The sequence below is a fragment of the Streptomyces sp. NPDC090798 genome (assembly GCF_044768965.1).
Classification (GTDB): Bacteria; Actinomycetota; Actinomycetes; order Streptomycetales; family Streptomycetaceae; genus Streptomyces.
In genome coordinates, this window is record NZ_JBIVXA010000037.1 from 38,299 (window position 1) to 57,120 (window position 18,822).

Annotated in this window: 20 protein-coding genes and 1 pseudogene; 10 read left to right on the forward strand and 11 right to left on the reverse strand. The window is 69.5% G+C overall.

Annotated features, from left to right (window positions below; genetic code table 11):
• Positions 1 to 120: 120 nt before the first annotated feature.
• On the reverse strand, positions 121 to 306 hold the full coding sequence (locus ACIQTP_RS44865) for a hypothetical protein (protein WP_403411462.1): 186 nt from the start codon (positions 304 to 306) through the stop codon (positions 121 to 123).
• 175 nt (positions 307 to 481) lie between these two features.
• Between ACIQTP_RS44865 and ACIQTP_RS44870 the strand changes: the two genes are divergently transcribed.
• On the forward strand, positions 482 to 1,384 hold the full coding sequence (locus tag ACIQTP_RS44870; protein WP_403411465.1) for a FadR/GntR family transcriptional regulator: 903 nt from the start codon (positions 482 to 484) through the stop codon (positions 1,382 to 1,384).
• A gap of 18 nt (positions 1,385 to 1,402) precedes the next feature.
• Here the strand turns inward: ACIQTP_RS44870 and ACIQTP_RS44875 are convergent, their stop codons facing one another.
• A complete protein-coding gene (locus ACIQTP_RS44875) occupies positions 1,403 to 1,591 on the reverse strand; it encodes a hypothetical protein (RefSeq protein ID WP_403411468.1) in 189 nt (62 codons plus the stop codon).
• A 214-nt stretch (positions 1,592 to 1,805) separates the two neighbouring features.
• Here ACIQTP_RS44875 and ACIQTP_RS44880 point away from each other — a divergent pair, with 214 nt between their 5' ends.
• Complete coding sequence (locus ACIQTP_RS44880) at positions 1,806 to 2,687, forward strand: GntR family transcriptional regulator (RefSeq protein ID WP_402051220.1); 882 nt, start codon at positions 1,806 to 1,808, stop codon at positions 2,685 to 2,687.
• Positions 2,636 to 3,424, forward strand: a complete 789-nt coding sequence (locus ACIQTP_RS44885) for an HAD family hydrolase (protein WP_403411471.1) — start codon at positions 2,636 to 2,638, stop codon at positions 3,422 to 3,424. The genes ACIQTP_RS44880 and ACIQTP_RS44885 overlap by 52 nt, the downstream gene beginning before the upstream one ends.
• Before the next feature lie 53 nt (positions 3,425 to 3,477).
• Here ACIQTP_RS44885 and ACIQTP_RS44890 read toward each other — a convergent pair whose 3' ends face one another.
• Positions 3,478 to 3,666, reverse strand: a complete 189-nt coding sequence (locus tag ACIQTP_RS44890) for a hypothetical protein (protein WP_402051226.1) — start codon at positions 3,664 to 3,666, stop codon at positions 3,478 to 3,480.
• 194 nt (positions 3,667 to 3,860) lie between these two features.
• Here ACIQTP_RS44890 and ACIQTP_RS44895 point away from each other — a divergent pair, with 194 nt between their 5' ends.
• A complete protein-coding gene (locus tag ACIQTP_RS44895; protein WP_403411474.1) occupies positions 3,861 to 4,766 on the forward strand; it encodes a GntR family transcriptional regulator in 906 nt (301 codons plus the stop codon).
• A gap of 246 nt (positions 4,767 to 5,012) precedes the next feature.
• Entirely contained in the window at positions 5,013 to 7,247 is a 2,235-nt protein-coding gene (locus ACIQTP_RS44900) for a phosphotransferase (protein WP_403411477.1), read from the forward strand.
• 61 nt (positions 7,248 to 7,308) lie between these two features.
• On the opposite strand, the gene ACIQTP_RS44905 is transcribed toward ACIQTP_RS44900, so the two are convergent.
• The 5 genes and pseudogenes from ACIQTP_RS44905 to ACIQTP_RS44925 form a co-directional block, all read right to left on the reverse strand.
• The gene (locus ACIQTP_RS44905) at positions 7,309 to 7,578 is read right to left on the reverse strand and encodes a zinc-binding dehydrogenase (protein ID WP_403411511.1); all 270 of its coding nucleotides are present in this window, start codon (positions 7,576 to 7,578) and stop codon (positions 7,309 to 7,311) included.
• A gap of 29 nt (positions 7,579 to 7,607) precedes the next feature.
• Positions 7,608 to 8,276, reverse strand: a complete 669-nt coding sequence (locus ACIQTP_RS44910) for an SDR family NAD(P)-dependent oxidoreductase (protein WP_403411480.1) — start codon at positions 8,274 to 8,276, stop codon at positions 7,608 to 7,610.
• A 101-nt stretch (positions 8,277 to 8,377) separates the two neighbouring features.
• On the reverse strand, positions 8,378 to 9,226 hold the full coding sequence (locus ACIQTP_RS44915) for a nitroreductase/quinone reductase family protein (protein WP_403411483.1): 849 nt from the start codon (positions 9,224 to 9,226) through the stop codon (positions 8,378 to 8,380).
• 381 nt (positions 9,227 to 9,607) lie between these two features.
• Positions 9,608 to 9,871: pseudogene (locus ACIQTP_RS44920) on the reverse strand (VOC family protein); the annotation flags it as partial.
• On the reverse strand, positions 9,855 to 10,241 hold the full coding sequence (locus tag ACIQTP_RS44925) for an NTP pyrophosphohydrolase (protein WP_403411486.1): 387 nt from the start codon (positions 10,239 to 10,241) through the stop codon (positions 9,855 to 9,857). The gene ACIQTP_RS44925 and the pseudogene ACIQTP_RS44920, both read right to left, overlap by 17 nt.
• 82 nt (positions 10,242 to 10,323) lie before the next feature.
• Here ACIQTP_RS44925 and ACIQTP_RS44930 point away from each other — a divergent pair, with 82 nt between their 5' ends.
• The 3 genes from ACIQTP_RS44930 to ACIQTP_RS44940 all read left to right on the forward strand — a co-directional run bounded on the left by ACIQTP_RS44930 (position 10,324) and on the right by ACIQTP_RS44940 (position 12,043).
• Positions 10,324 to 10,851 carry a helix-turn-helix domain-containing protein gene (locus ACIQTP_RS44930; RefSeq protein WP_403411489.1) on the forward strand — a complete coding sequence of 176 codons (528 nt, stop codon included), beginning with the start codon at positions 10,324 to 10,326 and terminating at the stop codon, positions 10,849 to 10,851.
• 100 nt (positions 10,852 to 10,951) lie between these two features.
• Positions 10,952 to 11,542: a hypothetical protein gene (locus ACIQTP_RS44935; protein ID WP_402051256.1), complete on the forward strand. Its 591-nt coding sequence runs from the start codon at positions 10,952 to 10,954 to the stop codon at positions 11,540 to 11,542.
• Positions 11,543 to 11,707: 165 nt separating this feature from the next.
• A complete protein-coding gene (locus ACIQTP_RS44940) occupies positions 11,708 to 12,043 on the forward strand; it encodes a DUF2516 family protein (RefSeq protein ID WP_075026970.1) in 336 nt (111 codons plus the stop codon).
• A gap of 123 nt (positions 12,044 to 12,166) precedes the next feature.
• On the opposite strand, the gene ACIQTP_RS44945 is transcribed toward ACIQTP_RS44940, so the two are convergent.
• From ACIQTP_RS44945 to ACIQTP_RS44955, 3 genes are all read right to left on the reverse strand, one after another.
• Entirely contained in the window at positions 12,167 to 13,501 is a 1,335-nt protein-coding gene (locus tag ACIQTP_RS44945) for a PP2C family protein-serine/threonine phosphatase (protein ID WP_403411492.1), read from the reverse strand.
• A gap of 453 nt (positions 13,502 to 13,954) precedes the next feature.
• Positions 13,955 to 15,043: an NlpC/P60 family protein gene (locus ACIQTP_RS44950; protein WP_403411495.1), complete on the reverse strand. Its 1,089-nt coding sequence runs from the start codon at positions 15,041 to 15,043 to the stop codon at positions 13,955 to 13,957.
• Between the two features lie 401 nt (positions 15,044 to 15,444).
• A complete protein-coding gene (locus tag ACIQTP_RS44955; protein ID WP_403411497.1) occupies positions 15,445 to 16,266 on the reverse strand; it encodes a class I SAM-dependent methyltransferase in 822 nt (273 codons plus the stop codon).
• A 255-nt stretch (positions 16,267 to 16,521) separates the two neighbouring features.
• Here ACIQTP_RS44955 and mshA point away from each other — a divergent pair, with 255 nt between their 5' ends.
• On the forward strand, positions 16,522 to 17,859 hold the full coding sequence (gene mshA, locus ACIQTP_RS44960; protein ID WP_403411500.1) for a D-inositol-3-phosphate glycosyltransferase: 1,338 nt from the start codon (positions 16,522 to 16,524) through the stop codon (positions 17,857 to 17,859).
• A gap of 107 nt (positions 17,860 to 17,966) precedes the next feature.
• Complete coding sequence (locus ACIQTP_RS44965; protein WP_403411503.1) at positions 17,967 to 18,458, forward strand: YbjN domain-containing protein; 492 nt, start codon at positions 17,967 to 17,969, stop codon at positions 18,456 to 18,458.
• Positions 18,459 to 18,822: the final 364 nt, after the last annotated feature.

The window sequence follows — 18,822 nt, forward strand, 5'->3', positions numbered from 1 at the left end:
GTACTGGTGGTGCACCGCATCCGTAGCCGTGCGGTGGTGCGGTGACACGGACTGACCGAGCTCCCGGCTCCCCTCCGGAGGGGAGCCCGGCCAGCCGGACTGCCGGACGGTGGCGTCCGATCAGCCGGACTGGGCGAGCAACATCACGAGCAGGACCGCTCCGATGCCGCTGACGGTGGTGTTCTTGGCCTTGAGGCCGACGGACAGCGCGATGAACGCGATGATGCCCAGCGGCCCGTACTTCCACTGGATGAGTTGCTCGAATCCGATGGCGAGGGCGGCGACGGCGAGGGCGATGAGTGGCATGACGTTCCCTCCTGGGGTCCTGGGGAGGACGACTCTGGCGGCCAACCCTCGGGAAGTGTGACCATGTTGTGCAAGTTGGCAACCAACTCACTGGTACTTATCTCCGCGTTGGGTCGACTCATAACCACCTCTCCTGCAACTGCCCAAAGATGGCGCGAAGTTGTAGTGTTTTGTCGTGGAACCGGAACACGCCTCCGTCAATGGACGGAACAGGTCACCACGGCCACAGAGGTCACACCGCGAGGTGGCCGACGAACTGCGCAGCCGGATCAGGTCCGGCCAGCTGCGGCCGGGGCAGCGCATGCCCACACAGGCCAAGCTGGCCGACGAGTTCGGTGTCGAACGCGGGGCGGTCCGGCAGGCGCTGCGCATCCTTCAGTCGGAACATCTGCTCGTCAATGTGTCCAAAGGGAGCCCGGCGACTGTCGCCGACACTCCGGAACGGGCTCTGACCGGCCCGGAAGCCTCGCCGCGGCCCACCACGGTGGCACTCGGCGGCCGGATCACGGCCGCCTTCGAAGCCCCGCACGTGGAGATCGACGCGCTGTGCCTGACGTCGATATCGCTCACCCTTGCCATGGGCGAACCCCTCCGGCAAATTCACGCGGGCCGAATAAAACCGGCCAGGGTGGATGTCCGCGTGCTGCTTCCCAGCAGTGACATCGACCTCGCCTTTCCCTCGCCGGTGGACGCCTCGGCGGCCGGCCGGCTCCAACGCAGCTGGCTGACCAACCGCAACGCCCAGGGCCAGGTGCTGCGCCACAACCTGCTCGCCCTGCGCGCCACGCACGGCATCGACGTCAACGTCACCTTCCGCGCGCTCCCCTTCACCCCGCCGGTGAAGTTGTACCTGCTCAACGGGGTCGAGGCGCTCTTCGCGTACTACACGCTGACCAGGCGCGAGGAGGAAGTGGACCACGAGTACCTGGAGATGTACGACGTCCAGGGCACCCAGTCCATGCTGTTCCCCTTCGCGCAGGGCAACGGACTGCGGGACACCACGTTCGTGGAGCAGTCCCACCTCTGGTTCAACGCGCTGTGGGAGACCATCAGCTCGAAGCTGCTGCTCTCGAGCTGACCGACTCTCCCCTGCACGTCACAGGGCAGGACCCGCGACCATCAGGGCGAGGACGACCGCGCCGATGGAGCTGCAGGTGGGGCTCTTCGCCCTGATCCCCACGGTGAGGAGCAGCAGGCCGATGACGCCTGTCGTGCCGTACTGCCACTGCACGAACTGGTCGAAGCCGACGACGAAGAGGGCGGAGAGAAGGGCGATGGCGGGCATGGGCGATTCTCCTGCTTCTACTGTGGCGTGGTGGTTCCTCTGGGGTGTGCGAGGGTGAGGCCGGGTGAGTCGGTGACGGACTCGGGTGGGGGAGGCAAAACTTCCGCCAACTTGGCTAAGTTGGTGACCAACTCTGATTAAGTTGTCCCCACTTGGCTACTATCCATAAACAACTTTCAAACAACTCCCCGTAGATGGACGAGAGTTGTAGCGTTTGGTCGTGACCCAGGAGAACGTTGCAGTGAACGGCAGCAGAAGGCTCTCGCCCCAGGAGATCGCCGACGTCCTGCGGGATCGGATCCGCGCCGGTGACCTCAAGACGGGCGACCGCCTGCCAACTCAGGCCGAGTTGGCAGAGGAGTTCGGTGTCGAGCGGGGCACCGTCCGCCAGGCCCTGCGCGCGCTCCAGGACGACGGACTGCTGAGCAACGTCAGCAAGGGCAGCCCCCCACGGATCGCGGAGCCGCCGGCCCCGGCCCGCAGCGAGCCGCAGACGACGATGGTCGGACTGGCTCCCCGGCTGGCGGACGCGTTCTCCGCGCCGCACGTCCGGGTCGACGCGGCCTGCCTGACCGCCGAGACCCTGATGCTGGCACTCGGCGAACCCGTCCGCCAGATCCACGAGGGCCGCATCCGCCCGGAGTCGATCGACGTCCGCATCCTGCTCCCGTCCCGGGACATCAACCTCGCCTTCCCGGTCCCCGTCGACGGCCGCGGTGACGACGACCCGGTCCACGAGCGCTGGCTCGCCCAGCGCAACGCCCAGGTCCACGTCCTCCAGCACAACCTGCGCGCCCTGCGCTCCTCGCACGGCATCGACGTGCGCGTGGCGTTCCGGGCCCTGCCCTTCACCCCGCCCGTGAAGCTTTACCTGCTCAACGGCGTCGAGGCCTTAATCGCCTACTACATGGTCATGCGGCGCGAGGAGGAGGTGGCCGACGGGATGCTGGACATGTACGACGCCGTGGGCTCGGAATCCCTCCTCTTCTCCTTCGAGAAGCGGACCGGTCAGCGGGACGCCGCGTTCGTGGACCAATCCCAGAAGTGGTTCGACGCCCTCTGGGAAACCATCACCACGGACCTGACACTCTCCTAGTGACTTCTGATACGGCGCAGACTGAACCTGTGGCAGCAGAGACCGAGAACTTGCGGGAAGTGATCGAACGCGCTCGCTTTGTACTCTTCGACTTCGACGGGCCGATCTGTCGGCTGTTCGCGGGACACTCCGCGGAGGACGTGGCGAAGGACCTGGTGGAGTGGCTCGAGCGACAGGGGCTGCGGGGACTGCTCTCCGAGGAGGAACAGGTCCACCCGGACCCGATGGTCGTCCTCTACGCCGTCCACCGCCGCCATCCGCACAGCGATCTGGTGAGTGAGCTGGAGGAACGTCTCACCCAGCAGGAACTCAAGGCGGTGCCGTCCGCCTGGCCCACCGCGTACGCGGACCCGCTGATCCGGACCTGGAGCGCCGTCGGCGCACGGCTGGCCATCGCGACCAACAACTCGGCCCGCACGGCCTCGAGTTACCTCGCGAGCCGGGATCTCACCAACTGCTTCGCCCCCAACATCTACGGCCGGGGCCAGGACCTGCACCACCTCAAACCGGACCCGCACTGCCTCAACCGCGCCCTGAACGCCCTGGGCGCCGCCCCCGCCGCCGCCCTGATGATCGGCGACGCCCCCTCGGACTACGAGGCCGCCCGCCAGGCCGGCGTCCCCTTCCTCGGCTACGCCAGCACCGCCTACAAGGAGAAGCTCCTGCGCGAAGCGGGCGCCGAGGACGTGGTGAGCTCACTGGAGCCGGTGCTGAGGGTGCTTCGGGGGCCGGCGTGAAGTGTCGGCAGGCCTGGGGGGTGTCAGGTCTCGCGGCCCCAGGCCTCGCGGCGTCAGGTCTGGATCTGAAGGGTCAGCAGGAAGAAGAGGGCCGCTGACCACCAGGCCAGGCGTGGGTGTCCCGCTCGGACCCCCACCAGGAGGAGGGTCAGCAGCACCAGACCCACCAGCCCGAGCTCCATCCGCACGAGCTGCGTCACCCCGAACTCGAGCCCCACGCACACCAGTTGAAAGAAGATCACGTATCCCACCCCGTCCACTTCAGTGGATCCGCCAACTAGTCGTCCAATTGGACTGGTTACCTCGGATTGGATGTTCCCTGTCTGCTTGATCCCTTAACAGCCGGTCAACATTCAGCCCTGTCATCCTTCCCATCCGGTCCCTCAGGTGCCGGGAAGCGGGTTTGCCCCTGGGGCGGGCGAGGTACGGTCGCGGTGTGAGCGGAGAACGCGGTGAGGGAGGCGGTACGGAGTTCCAGCGCATCCTGGAGACGCTGCGGACCCGTATCGCCGACGGCACGTACGCGATCGACTCCCACTTGCCCGCGCAGCGTGAGCTCGCCGAGGAACTCGGGGTCTCCCGCGACACCGTGCAGCGTGTACTGCGAGAGCTGAACAACGAAGGCTGGATCAAGTCCCGTCAGGGCAGCGGATCGCGGGTCGTGAAGAGCCCGACCCACCTGGGCAACCCGAAACGGGAAGTGCCCCGGGTGCGCGCGACTCTGGGCACCTTCGTCGCACGGGCCTTCGCCCAGCCGACCGTACGACTGGACGTGTTCACCCTCACCTCGGAGTCCCTCGACGCCCACATCCGACTCCAGGCCGAGCACATCAGGCTCAAGGAGATCACCCCCGAGCACATCGAGTTGCGCATACTGCTGCCCTCGAAATCGCTGGACCTTCCCTATCCGCGTATGAAGGAGTCGGGTGAGGACCAGCCCACGCAGCCGGAACCCGACCAATCGGGCCGGTTGCAGGACCGGCTCCGTGACATCACCCGGCGGCATACGCTTTCGTTGCGTGCCGCTCTGCGCGATCTGCAGACGGAGGGTCTGGTGCCCTCCGTGCGCGTGGAGATCCGGCATGTGCCACTGGCACCGGCGTTCAAGCTGTATCTGCGCCCGGGCGTCGAGGCGCTGTTCGGCCCGTATCAGGTGGTGGAGCGGCCCATCCTGCTGGACGACGGCGTGGAGGTCGAAGCCACGGATGTCCTCGGTCTCGGATCGACCCTGACCCGTCACGTCAACGACGAGGGCGACCCGGACTCCTCCGGGTCTGTGTTCATGGAGAGCATGCAGGCCTGGTTCGACTCCTGCTGGCATCTTCTCGCGGAGACGCCCTGAGGCGACGGCGGGAGCCCTGAAGCGACGGCGGGAGCCCCGGGGTGACGGCGGGGAGCCCTGGGCCGACGCGGAGTCGGTTGACCGGGCCTCCAACAACTCTGTGTTTCCGGGAGGTACAACTCTTTCTCAAGTAGGCACCGATTTCGTAGAGGGCTCAACCGGGCTCCTGGACGGGCACTAAGGTGTGCTCACCCTCATCGCTATGCATGAACATCGGCGATAATGCACAGTTATTCAGGAGTGACCGTGGGTGTTCCGCTGCCCGGCCTGTCAGGCCCGCCGGCTCTGGAAAGTGCGGCGGACACGGCGTACGAGGACTTCGTGCGCTACGCCAGGGCATTCGGGTCGTTCGGCCGCGGTCACCACAACCGGAACTACATGGTCCGCCCCTTCACGGAGAACGACTCCCGCCTCGTGGCGTGCGACGACCGTGCGCCGGTGACGGTGCGGGAACGTATCGCCTCGGTGGTGCCCGTGGTCATCAGAACCTGGCAGGACGAGGCGGAGATCCTCAACACGATCTGGCGCGTGCTGCCGCACGTTCCGCGGTGCCTGGTCAAGCGTGGAGACGTGACCATCCTCAGCTATGTCGAGGGCGTGCCGCTGTCGCGCATCTGCCCCAACGGCAAGCCGGTGGAATCCAGCCTGATCCTCGCACTGGCGGATCTTCTTGCGGACATGACGCAGGTTCGCAGGCAGCATCTCCCTCCACTGCCGGCGTCCTGGCCGCGCTCGAGCCGGGACAGCAGGGGCTTTCTGCGGGCGTTGGCATCAGCGGCGGAGGAACAGATCCGCCGGCGCAACTGGGCGGATTTCGGCGGGCTGTTCGCGATGCTGGGCATCCCCGAGGACGCGATGACGCGGTTCGCGGAACGGGTGCCGGCGCTCATCAGCCGCCCCTTCAGCCTGCTCCATACGGACCTGCACCGGGACAACGTCATCGTGTCGTACGACGGTGACCCGCCCCTGATCTGCGTCGACTGGGAGCTGGCGAGCTACGGGGATCCACTGCACGACCTCGCGACACACCTCGTGCGCATGAAGTACCCCGACCGCCAGTGGCCCGAGGTGATCGAGGCATGGCGTGAGGTCATGGGGCGACGGCGGCCCAAGGCCGTACACGGTCTGGACCGGGACCTGAAGCACTACCTGGCCTTCGAACGCGCCCAGTCCGTCTACCCGGATGTGATGCGAGCCGCCACGTCGCTTCGTGGCTCCTTCGACCAGTGGGAACTCGAAGCGGCGACGCGGGAGGTGCACCGGGCGCTGACTTCGGCAGAGGAGCCGCTTCGGCTCGCCGGCGTGCCGGACGAGACCGAGATCGAGCGCATTCTCTTCCGCTGGAACGAGTCCCACGCGGGCCGAGATCACCCGAACGGGCCGTTCTCGCAGATCGTCTGGGAACCCGACGACCGAGTCCAGCCGCATCCACGGTTTCCCGCGCCTCTCGTGAGCAGGGCACTCTTCGAGGAGGGGGCCGCGTCCGCGGAACGTGTGTTCAAGGGAACCGCCCATCTCAATACGGCGGTACAGGTGCCGGAATACCCTTTTCCCGTCATGGTTCGCCGGAAGATCGGCACGGCCAACGCCCGGGAGCGCCGGTTCCTCAACGAGCATGTCGTCCTGGGTGCCATCGAGCGGTCAGACATTTCCGTACGCGCCCCGAGAGTGCTGGCCCTGGGCACCAGCGGCCTGCGGGAGCAGTTCACCATCCAGTCCTACGAAGGCCCGGCGGACGGTTTTCGCCCACCGGACCACCCCACCGACGGGCTCCGGCCGCACGAGGCGGACGATCTCGTGGATCAGCTCGCGGCGCTGACCTTCGTCGCCTGCGAGACGCTGGACCCCGAAGCGGCGCGGTTGAATTTCTACCGGGAGCTCCAAGGCGAACTGGTCCGCATGGTGACCGAGCTCCCCCCGGCGACCCGAGACCTGATGCGAGAACTGGGGCTCCCCAACGGCGGCCGTCTCGGCGAGATCCTCGGTCGCCACACCCTGGTCCCGCGCCGCCCCGTGCTCCTGCACGGCGACCTCAACCCCTGGAACCTCGTGCGCCGTGAGAGCGGCGGTCTGACCCTCATCGACTGGGAGATGGCGATGGTCGGTGACCCGCTGTACGACCTGGTCCGCCACATACACCTCACCCCCACGCGTCCCGAGATCCGTGAGCGCCTCTTCTCCCGCTGGGCCCGTCTGCTGCCCGAGGACTGCACGAAGGGCTGGCGTGAGGACTGGCGTGTCTACCGTTGGATGGAAGTCGTCCGCTCGGCCTACGTGGACCTCGACCGCCTCGTGACCGGCGACAGCCTGGACGCCCCCAACGTCCGCCGTGCGGTGGACGCCTACGCGATGACCCTGGCCGGAGCCACGGCCGCGCTGGGGCTCCCGGACAAATCGACCGCGAACCCCTATCTTGCCCGGGCGCTGCCGCAGGGCGACCACGGGGGCCAACGGACAGCCGAGTTCTTCGCGGACGCCTGAGTCCTCAGGCCTGACCCGTTGTCGGCTTTGGGCGTTTCGGCGGCCCCGAGGGAAGGCTCTCTCACACCTCCAGCACCACCTTCCCCACCAGCCCCCGCCCCTCAATAGCCGCATGTGCCTGCGCCGCCCGTCCCAGTGGGAACACCTCCCCGATCACCGGCCGCAGCCGTCCCGCCGCGGCCGCGGTATGGGCGTCGGACGTGAAGCGTCGCAGGTCGGCGGGGCTGAACTGGACGTCAGCGATGCCGAAGAGCTCGATCCCCCGTCGGGTGGCCTCCTCCGTGTCGAGGGGAGAGAAGCCGCCTGGTGACCCGGCGGCTACCGGGGACAGGGCCTAGGACCGGCCGTGTGACCCGGCGGCTACCACGGCAGGGGCTGCCCGTCGCGGAAGAAGCCGCCGGTCGGGCCGTTGTCCGGGAGCGTCGCCGCCCATACGACGCTCGCGGCGCCCTCCGCGACCGGGCGCCCGCCCGCGCCGCCCATGTCGGTGGCGACCCAGCCGGGGCAGACGGCGTTCACGAGGACCCGGTCGGGGCCCAGTTCGGCGGCGAGCATACGGGTGAGGGCGTTGAGGGCCGTCTTGGTCGCCGTGTACGCGGGGGTGCCGCCGCCCATGGACGTGAGGGACGCGACCTCGCTGGAGACGTTGACGACCCGCGGGTGCGCGCTCGCCCGCAGGAGGGGGAGCAGCGCCTGCGTCAGCCGCCAGGGCCCGTAGAGATTCGTCTCGGCCGCCTCGCGTACGACGTCCAGGTCGGCGTCGGTCGCGCGCTGCCAGGTGTCGTACGTGATCGCCGCGTTGTTGACCAGCACGTCCAGGGCGGTGAGGTCCCGGGCGACCGCGGTGATGTCCGCCTCGGACGTGACGTCCAGGCGCAGCGGGTGCGCGTTCCGCCCGGCGGCGCGGGCCGCTTCGTCGGCGGCCTCGGTGGACCTTGCCGTCAGGAACACGGTGTGGCCCGCGACGGCCAGCTGCCGGGCGACCTCGCGGCCGATGCCGCGGTTGGCGCCGGTGACGAGCGCGATCATGTGGGGGGCTCCTCGGGGCGGTGACCGGACCAGGGTAGGCGTACGGGGGTCCGGTCACCGCTCGCGCCACTCGGCGGAGGCCGGCCGACCTCAGGAGCGGGTCAGGGGGTGGCCGCCGCCTCCAGGACCGGGATCAACTGTTCCTCCTCGTAGGCGAGATGGGCTTCCAGCTCCTCCGTCAGGCGCACCACCTCGGGGAGTACGCGGGCCGGGTCCGCGGGCCGCTCGCCGACCACCCGGCGCAACTCCTCGACCAGCACGGCGATCCGTTCGTGTTCGCCGCGCAGCCGGTCCAGGACCGGGGTGAGGCCGGGGTGGCGGCCGGCGAGGACACGGAAGAGACCAAGGTCCTCGCCGGCGTGGTGCCGGTGCAGGCCCCGGCACAGGGTGAGGCAGTTGACCCGGAGCTGGGCGCCGAGGGAACTGCCCGAGGCGGCGAACTCTTCGCGTACGAGCGCCAGTTCGCGACGGAAGGCGTCGTGGACGACCCTCAGCGCCTCGCCCGGCGAGGCCGCATCGATGTGCGGCGGACCGTCCTGCGGGATCTCGCGGAGCGCGACGACGGGGATCACCCGGTCCGTCTTCGCCTGGTACTCCGCCCATCCCTGATCGGCCTCCACCGCGCGGGCGAAGAGCCGGTCGCGCTCTGCGCCCTCGAGGACGACGGCCTCGGCGTCGTAGGTGAAGACGCCGCTCTCGACCCGCACCCGCGGGTGGGCGACGAGGTTGCGGTACCAGTCCGGGTGCCGGTGCGCGCCCCCGGCGGAGGCGATGACGACGACGCGGTCGCCGCCGTCGGGGTAGTAGCCGACGGGGGTGGTGTGCGGGGTTCCGGTGCGGGCGCCGGTGGTGGTGAGCAGAAGGAGCCGGGCTCCCTCGAAATATCCGCCGACTTTCCCGTGGTGGGCGCGGAATTCGTCGATGACCTGCTGATTGAAGGGGTTGGGCATGCGTCGCTTTCTTTTGTTTTCGGGCAGGGTGAATTGCCGCGGGGCGTTTTGGGGCGCGGCGCGGTAAGGGGGTGCGGGAGAGCGCGCGGAATTCCGGCAGAAGTGGACGCGCGGAGGTGCTGTGAAGAGATGACGTGAAGAGGGGCGTGGTCGGGGTGGGCGGGGCTCTACCCCGCCTCGGCCTCACTCGGAGGCCGGGCAACCAACTCGCTCACGGCACAGAGCCGACCCGGCAGTCATGGGCGCAACGGTAATGCCGTACGCGCGTCGAGGCAATCCCGTATCGAGTGAAATACGGGATTGCCTCGACGGCTTTCCTTGCCGTCAGTCGTCGAGAGCGGGGATTTTCGAGTCGGAGAGCGAGGACGCGTTCGCGGCCCCTCAGTCGAGACAGAACTCGTTGCCCTCGATGTCCTGCATCGGGATGCACGAATCGTCGCCGTCGTACAGCGTTTGCACATGTATTGCACCGAGTGGGACCAGTCGTGCGCATTCGGCCTCAAGTGCGGCGAGGCGCTCTTCACCCACGAGCCCGGTGCCGACCCGCACGTCAGGATGCGGCCGGTCCTTGGCGGCCTTCCCTTCGGGGACGCGCTGGAAGTTCAGTCGCGGGCCCACACCCGAGGGATCACCGCACGCGAACCAGATACCGGCTGAAGGCTTCGTGGCTGTCGGGGGTGAAGCGCCACTCCGGCAGGGTCGACCGCAGCTCCGGCTCGGTCAGCCAGCCGTTCCAAGCGACCTCATCAGGATCGGCGGCCACCGTGTCCGGCACCACGGCTTCGTGCACGCCGAGCCAGTGAGGCCACTCACCGACGTCCACGGCGCCACCGACCATGACCTCGTAGAGCCCGGGGAAGCGCGACAGTTGCTCCGACCGCCGGTGGACGAGGATCCGCCCACGCTCATCACGACACACCGTCACGGCGACCCGGTGCAGCCAACCCTCCCGGGTGGCCTGGCGCCGGCTGACCACCACCCCCAGCGCACGATCTTGATCGTCGACACGCTCCACTCAGGGCACGCCCTTCGTGGCGCAGCGCACTTTTGCAAGCGGGTGCTTGCAATTGTTAGCGGAGGTGCGGCAAGGTGGAGGCATGGCATCACTCAACGTCGGCAATCTCGGTGAGTACCTGCGCGAGCAGCGGCGCAACGCGCAGCTGTCGCTGCGGCAGCTCGCCGACGCCGCCGGGGTGTCCAACCCGTATCTGAGCCAGATCGAGCGCGGGCTGCGCAAGCCGAGCGCGGAGGTGTTGCAGCAGGTCGCGAAGGCGCTGCGGATCTCCGCCGAGACGCTGTACGTGCGAGCCGGCATCCTCGACGCCGAGCGGGACCGGGACGAGGTGGAGACACGTGCCGTCATCCTCGCCGATCCCACGCTGAACGAACGGCAGAAGCAGGTGCTGCTCCAGATCTACGAGTCCTTCCGCAAGGAGAACGGATTCGAGATCACGCCGGACCTGGCCCAGGGCATGGCCGAGAACGTGACCCAGGACATGGCGCAGGACGAGGCGCAGGGCATGGCAGAGAACATATCGGGCACCCAACAAGCGCCGGACACCGTCGTCCGGGGCCCCCGCACGGCCGACGGCAGCGATGCCGATCCGCAGCAGACCGCCAGTTGACGAGAACGACGGGCAACACGGCCGGCCCTCACCCGGGTCTGCCGGTCTCGCCGCGGAACACCAAAACCCTCAGCTGAAAGCGACCGGAGGACCATAGACCATGGCCATCACCGACGACATCCGCAAGGCCGCCACGGACCCCACCCCGCTGTACTTCCTGGCCGGCACCGCCGACCTGGCCGTCCAGCAGGCCAAGAAGGTCCCCGGCCTCGTGGAGCAGATCCGCACCGAGGCTCCCGCGCGGATCGAGACCGTGAAGAACATCGACCCGAACACCGTCCAGGAGAAGGCCGCCACCCGCGCGAAGGAAGCGCAGGAGACCATCCAGGCCAAGGTGACGGAGTTCATCAGCACCCTCGACACCGACCTGAAGAAGTTCGGTGAGTCCGCTCAGGACCTCGCCCTGCGCGGTGTCGGCGTCGCCGCCGAGTACGCCGTGAAGGCCAAGGAGACGTACGAGAAGGTCGCCGAGCACGGCGAGCAGACCGTGAAGACCTGGCGTGGCGAGGCCGCCGAGGAGATCGAGGAACTGGCCATCGCCGTCGAGCCGAAGGCCGAGCCGGTCGAGGTCAGGTCCGAGGAGAAGCCGGCCGCGTCCGCCGCCGTGCCCGCTCCGGGCAAGAAGCCCGTGGCGAAGAAGGCCCCGGCCCGCAAGGTCACCGCCAAGAAGCCGACGCCGCCCGTGAAGTAGGAAACGACGAGACTCTTCGTCTCAGGACGAAAGGCCCGGACCGAAAGGCCAGGACGAAAGGCCAGGGCGAAGGGTCAGGTCGACGGGCCGGGCACTCTCAGAGTTCCCGGCCCGTTCTGCGGGTACGGTGGCCGTAGAGATGAATCGAATCGGGCGGTGGGCATAGTGCTGTTGACGGCATTCGGCGGCTTCTTGTCGCTGATCTTCCTTGCCATGCTGGTGCTCGCCGTGGTGGCGCTGGTGATGGCCGCGGTGGCCCGCGAAGACGCGTACCGCGCGGCCGACAAGCAGAACAAGATGTTCTGGCTGATCATCCTGGGCATCACGGTGGCCGTGAACCTGCTGGTCCCGATCATCTTCCTGCAGATCGCGGGACTGGTCGCCACGATCGTCTTCTTCGTGGACGTACGCCCCGCGCTCCGTCAGGTCTCCGGCGGTGGCCGGGGCCGCGGCGGAAGCAGCAGCGACGGCCCGTACGGCCCCTACAACGGAGGCCGCTGAACACCGAAGGCCGCTGAACACCGGAGGCCGCATAAATGACCGCCGGCGGTCATTTCTGTGGGTCTGACGGTTACGCAGGCCGGGCCGTCGGTCAGGCCCGACCGTCACGCGGTCGTACGGCGGTTACGGCGTCCGGTCCAGCAGGAGTACCGCCACGTCGTCCGTCAGCTCTCCGCCGTTGAGGTCCCTGACCTCGTTCACCGTCGCCCGCAGCAGCTCCTCGCCCGCCAGGCCCTGGGCGAGCCGGCGGCGGACCAGGTCCACCATGCCGTCCTGGCCCAGCCGCTCCTTGCCCTCGCCGATGTGACCCTCGATCAGGCCGTCGGTGTAGAGCATCAGACTCCACTCGCCGCCCAGCTCCACCTGCCGGCGCGGCCAGCGGGCACCGGGCAGCAGGCCGAGCGCCGGGCCGCCGTTCTCGTACGGCAGCAGCTCGGCGGGCCGGCCGGGGCGGGAGATCAGCGGGGACGGGTGACCCGCCAGGCAGAGCCCGGCGCGGCGCCCGTCCGGCGCGATGTCCACGGTGCACAGCGTCGCGAAGATCTCGTCGTTCTCGCGCTCGTGCTCCAGGACCTGCTGGAGGGTGGACAGGAGTTCGTCGCCGCACAGGCCCGCGAACGTCAGCGCCCGCCAGGCGATGCGCAGCTCCACGCCGAGCGCGGCCTCGTCGGGCCCGTGCCCGCAGACGTCGCCGATCATGGCGTGCACCGTGCCGTCGGGCGTACGGACCGTGTCGTAGAAGTCGCCGCCGAGCAGGGCGCGGGAGCGCCCTGGCCGGTAGCGCGCGGCGAAACGCAGCGAGGAGCCCTCCAGGAGAGGGGTCGGCAGCAGGCCGCGCTCCAGGCGGGCGTTCTCCTGGGCACGCAGCCTGGACTCGGTGAGACGCCGCTCGGCCTTGTCGGAACGTTTCCGCTCCACCGCGTACCGGATCGCGCGGCTCAGCAGCCGCCCGTCCAGCTCGTCGCGGAACAGATAGTCCTGGGCGCCGACGCGCACCGCCTCAGCGCCGCGCTCGGCGTCACCGGAGGCGGTGAGCGCGAGGACTGCGTGCCGGGGCGCGAGCCGCAGCACGTGCTTGAGCGTGGTCAGCTCGTCGTCGCTCTCGGTGGTCGCCCGGCCGGGGGCGGGCAGCGCGAGGTCGAGCAGGATGCAGTGGACGTCGTCGGTGAGCAGCCGCTCGGCCTCGGTGAGGTTGCGGGCGGTGCGGATGCGGATCGGCTTGCCGGCCGCGTCGAGCATTTCGGGCACGCTGAGCGAACCCGCCGGGTCGTCCTCGATGACGAGCAGGGTCAGGTTGGTGGTGCTGTCGACCGGGGTCGTGGCGGCATGGGGCGCCGGTACTGCCCAGGCTGGGCCGCCGGTCGCTTCTCCGGATGGGCCGCCGGGTGAGAACGCGCCTTGAGCCTGACCGCTCTCCGCGGCCGGGATCGCTCTCTGCCGCGGTATGGGTACGGGCATCGTGTGGGTTCCTTCCCTCCCCCCGAGGGCGTGGTGGGGCGAAGGTCCTCGACCCACCGACGGGGACCATAGCGGTAGCGGACGCCGCAACGGAATGGTGTGCGTCGCGGCGTCCGGCAGGCGGCCACCGTCATATGCCGCATCCTGTACCGCACTTGGACAGGATGCGGTTGTGCCCGGAATGACGAACGTCACGTCCGCGGGGTTGAGGGGATGTACAACCGTGCGGTGGGTCACGTGCGGTGCATCACGACGGGCAGGGCGCTTTTTCGGGGTTGATGACGTTTTGGCCGCCCAGGCCGATCGTTCGACCCGATCCGCCCCGGCTCCACGCACCGGCCCCGGCTCGATGAGCGGTCTCGGCTCTATGCGTCGGCTTCGGCTCTATGGGCTCGCCCCGGCCTGATGGTGGACCGGTCGCGGTCGTGGTCGCGCGCCGTGCGCCGCGTCCCGTCACGCGTCCGGCCGTACGACCCCCAATATCGGCATGGACCCGGCCCCCGCGATCGTCACCGTCCGGCCCGGCCGCGGTGCGTGCACGATCGCGCCGTCGCCGATGTACATCGCGACATGGCTGGCGTCGTCGAAGTAGATGATCAGGTCGCCGGGGCGCATGTCCTTGACGTCGACGTGGGGAAGCTGCTTCCACTGCTCCTGCGAGGTGCGCGGAATGCCGTGGCCGGCGGAGGCCCAGGCCTGTGAGGTCAGCCCCGAGCAGTCGTACGAGCCCGGGCCCTCGGCGCCCCACTCGTACGGCTTGCCGATCTGGTCGGTGGCGAACTTCACCGCCTTCTTGCCCTGCTCGGACGCCTTGCCGCTGATCTCGGCGAGGACGCCGGAACTCAGCCAGGCCGTCTGCGCCTTGTACGCGGCCTCCTCCTCGAGCTTCGCCAGCCGCTCCTTCTCCTTCTTCTCCAGCTGGGACTCCAGCTTCTCGGCGGCGGCGATCCGCTTCTTGATCTCCCTCTGCGCCGCCGCCTTGGCCTGGCGGTTGGCCTCCAGCTTCTGCCACTGCGCGGAGGCGTCCTTCGCGTACTGCTTCAAGTCCTGCTGCGTACGGGCCATCTCGGCGAGCAGCCCCTTGGTCGCGTGCTCGCCCTGGAGCACCCGCCCCGCGCCGTCCAGGTACTGCTGGGGGTTGTCGCTCAGCCACAGCCGCATCTCGGGCGGCAGCCCGCCGCCCCGGTACTGCGCCCGGGCCGCGGCACCCGCGCGGTCCTTCAACTCGTCCAGCTTGTCCTGGCCCTTGACGATCACGCGGGCCAGGTCGACGATCTCGGCCGACTGCTGCTTGGCCTGTTCCTCGGCGGCGTTGTACGCGTCCGTGGCGACCGCCGCGTCGTGATAGAGAGCGTCCAGCTTCTTGCGGATCGCCTCAAGGTCCTTGCCGGCCGGCGAGGTTGTCGGAGTCGGTGTCGGAGTCGGTGTGCGCGTGGGCGCCGGTGTCGGGCTCGCGTACGCCACACCCGGTGCTGACAGCACCGCGCATGCGCAGGCCAGAACCATGGCCGCCGTGGTCAGGCTCCGCTTGCCGGATCCCATTGCTCCGCCCCCAAACTGATTTACCGTCAGTAACTTACGGACGCCTGGGGGATCGTGCCATGTCGGCGCGCAATGCGACAGAGGTGGGCAAGAACTCCCTTCCCCTCGCCCTGCCTCCGCGAAACGATCTCCCCACCTGTGTGACGAGCCACTCACGGAGTTCGTTCCGCGCAGCTCACGGGCGTGCGGTGACCACCCCTCCACCGACCCGTCACGTCCGCGCGACCCCCGGCGTCAACCGCCCGAGCGACACTCCGACCTCGCACACCCATGCGTCCCGGTTTGTCGCACCGCAGCCTTCGACGCCGGTGCCTCGCCCGCTGTCCGATGTCTGTGCGGCGCTCGCCGCCCGTGCGTCATCCAGACGCCGCACAGCTGTCCCCCGCCCCCGCGCCCCGCGTTTACGCCAAGGGCCCGCGGGGTGCCAACGCCTCCCAGCGCACCGTGACTTCGCCCTGGCGCCAGCGGGGTATTCCGTCCGTCACCGGCCAGTCCGCCGTCAGGTCGCGGACCGTGCGTATCCAGCGCTGCCGCGCGCCGTACGAGGCGTAGGGCGCGGCGGCGGCCCAGGCGCGGTCGAAGTCGCGCAGGAACGCGTGCACGGGCTCGCCCGGGATGTTGCGGTGGATCAGAGCCTTGGGCAGGCGCTCGGCGAGGTCGGACGGGCGGTCCAGGGAGCCCAGGCGGGTGGCGAAGGTGACCGTGCGCGGGCCCTCTGGGCCCAGGGCGACCCAGACGTGCCGGCGCCCGATCTCGTCGCAGGTGCCCTCGACGAGCAGCCCGCCCCGGGAGCCGGGGCCCACCGGTGCGAGGCGTGCGCACAGGCGCTGCCAGACCTCGGCGACCTGCTCCTCGTCGTACTGGCGCAGTACGTTCGCCGCGCGGATGAGCGCGGGGCTGCCCTGTACCGGGACCTCGAAGCCGCCGTGCCGGAAGACGAGTCCCTCGCGCTCGTACGGCCGGGCCGCCGCGACCCTCGCCGGTTCGATCTCCACGCCCACCACGCGGGTGCGGGGGGCGGCCTTGCGCAGGCGGGTCAGCAGCTCGACCGCGGTCCAGGGAGCCGCCCCGTATCCGAGGTCGACCGCCACCGGGTCGGCGCTTTTGCGCAGCTCGGCACCGTGGGTGGCCGCGATCCAGCGGTCCATGCGGCGCAGTCGGTTGGGGTTGGTGGTCCCGCGCGTCACCGTACCCACGGGGCGGGACGCGGCGCGGGTTGTCATGCGTACGAGAGTAGGCGGCCGGGAGGAAGCCCGTGCGGGCCTGTGGATAACCTCCGGCAGCCCTCCGTCAACCTGTGGAAAAGATGGGAACAGGGCCGCGTACGCAGCTCGTCATCGAACGGTTGAGCGACTCTCGGTAATGATTCGGCAAAGGGGCGCGGGAGGGAAATGGAGCGGCCCGCTCCGGCGTTGCCGCTCTTTGGAGGGTGCCCCACATCCTCCGACCGCCATGCCCGCAGCAAGGAGGAACGCCACGTGAGCCAGTACGTCAGCAGGCTCGGGCGACGCTCCCCGGCGGCGCCCTCACGGCTCAGGCTGCACCGCAGGCCCCGTCGCGTCGCGATGCTCTCCGTCCACACCTCTCCGCTGCACCAGCCCGGCACCGGCGACGCCGGCGGCATGAACGTCTACATCGTGGAGCTCGCCCAGCGCCTCGCCGCGATCAACATCGAGGTCGAGATCTTCACCCGGGCCACGACGGCCGCCCTCCGGCCGACCGTCGAACTGGCCCCCGGCGTCCTCGTCCGGCACGTCGACGCGGGCCCGTACGAGGGCCTTGCCAAGGAGGACCTGCCCGCCCAGCTGTGCGCCTTCACGCACGGCGTCATGCAGGCCTGGGCCGGGCACCGACCCGGCTACTACGACCTCGTGCACTCGCACTACTGGCTCTCCGGCCACGTCGGCTGGCTCGCCGCCGAACGCTGGGGCGCGCCCCTGGTGCACGCGATGCACACCATGGCCAAGGTCAAGAACGCCGCGCTCGCCGAGGGCGACACCCCCGAGCCCGCCGCCCGCGTCATCGGCGAGACCCAGATCGTGCGCGCCGCCGACCGTCTCATCGCCAACACCTCCGAAGAGGCCGACGAGCTCGTCCGCCACTACGAGGCCGAGCCCGGCAAGGTCGCCGTCGTCCACCCGGGCGTCAACCTCGACCGCTTCCGCCCGGCCGACGGCCGCGCCGCCGCCCGTGCCCGCCTCGGGCTCCCGCAGGACGCGCTGATCCCGCTCTTCGCGGGCCGCATACAGCCCCTGAAGGCCCCCGACGTGCTGCTGCGCGCGGTCGCCGTCCTCCTGGACGAGCGCCCCGAGCTGCGCGCCAACATCGTCGTCCCCGTGGTGGGCGGCCCCAGCGGTACCGGTCTTGCCAAGCCCGAAGGGCTGCAGAAGCTCGCCGCCCGGCTCGGGATCGCCGATGTCGTGCGCTTCAGGCCGCCCGTCGACCAGGAGCAGCTCGCGGACTGGTTCCGGGCCGCGTCGGTGCTGGTCATGCCCTCCTACAGCGAGTCCTTCGGGCTGGTCGCCATCGAGGCGCAGGCGGCCGGCACACCGGTGCTGGCGGCCGAGGTCGGCGGGCTGCCCGTCGCCGTGCGTCACGAGGAGACCGGATTCCTGGTCCCGGGGCACGATCCCGTCGCCTACGCGCGCGTGCTGCGCGATTTCGCCGACGACCAGGCGCTGTCGGCCCGGATGGGCGAGGCCGCCGCCCGGCACGCGCAGCGCTTCGGCTGGGACACCGCGGCCGCCGCCACGGCGGACGTGTACACGGCGGCCGTACAGGCCCACCGCCGCAAGGTGCGCGCCCACCAGGGCTGACGCGTCCGCCGCGCCTGGCCCGTCCGCCACGCCCGACGCGCCCACCAAGGCTGACGCGCGCACCGCCCGAGGGCCGGTCCGCCGGACGGCTGACGTACGCTCCCTCCATGGCTGACGCAGCGTCGATCATCGAGCAGGTCCTCACCGAGGCCGAGCTGGAGTGGGAGAGCCCCAAGGCGGGCACGTACGTCGTGAAACTGCCCGGCACCCGCAAGCTCTCGACGACCGTCTCGCTGATCGTCGGCAAGCACTCCCTGTCGCTGAACGCCTTCGTGATCCGCCACCCCGACGAGAACCGGGAAGGCGTGCACCGCTGGCTCCTGGAGCGCAATCTCAAGCTCTATGGCGTGAGTTACGCGGTCGACCCCCTGGGAGACGTGTATCTGGTCGGCAAGCTGCCGCTCGTCGCGGTCACGCCGGACGAGGTCGACCGGCTGCTCGGCTCGGTCCTGGAGGCCGCCGACGGCGCTTTCAACACTCTCCTTGAGCTCGGTTTCGCCTCCGCGATCCGCAAGGAGTACGCGTGGCGGGTGTCCCGCGGCGAATCGACCCGCAATCTGGATGCGTTCACCCATCTGACTCGGCGTTCTGCTGACTGAATCGATGGTCCAGTCCAACTAAGTAGTGCACGCCCCCTTCCGGGTCCGGTGTCTCAGTGGCATGCTCACGGCCGACGTAGATCTGAACGTCGTTCACATCCATGGAACCCGATGGACTGCGACGGAAGGCGGACGGGTATGAACAGGGAGCACGTGAGCGTCAGCAGACGAGGTCTGCTCGGCAGTGCCATAGCCGTGGGGGGGGGGGGGGGGCGCGCGCGGGCCCCCCCCCCCCCCCCCCCCCCCCCCCCCCCGCCCCCGCCCCCCCCCCCCCCCGCCCCCCCCCCCCCCCGGCCCCCGGGGTGTGGTGCGAAGGGCTCGGGACTTATGGCCCTGTCCGGCTCATTTCTTCATCCCGTACGAT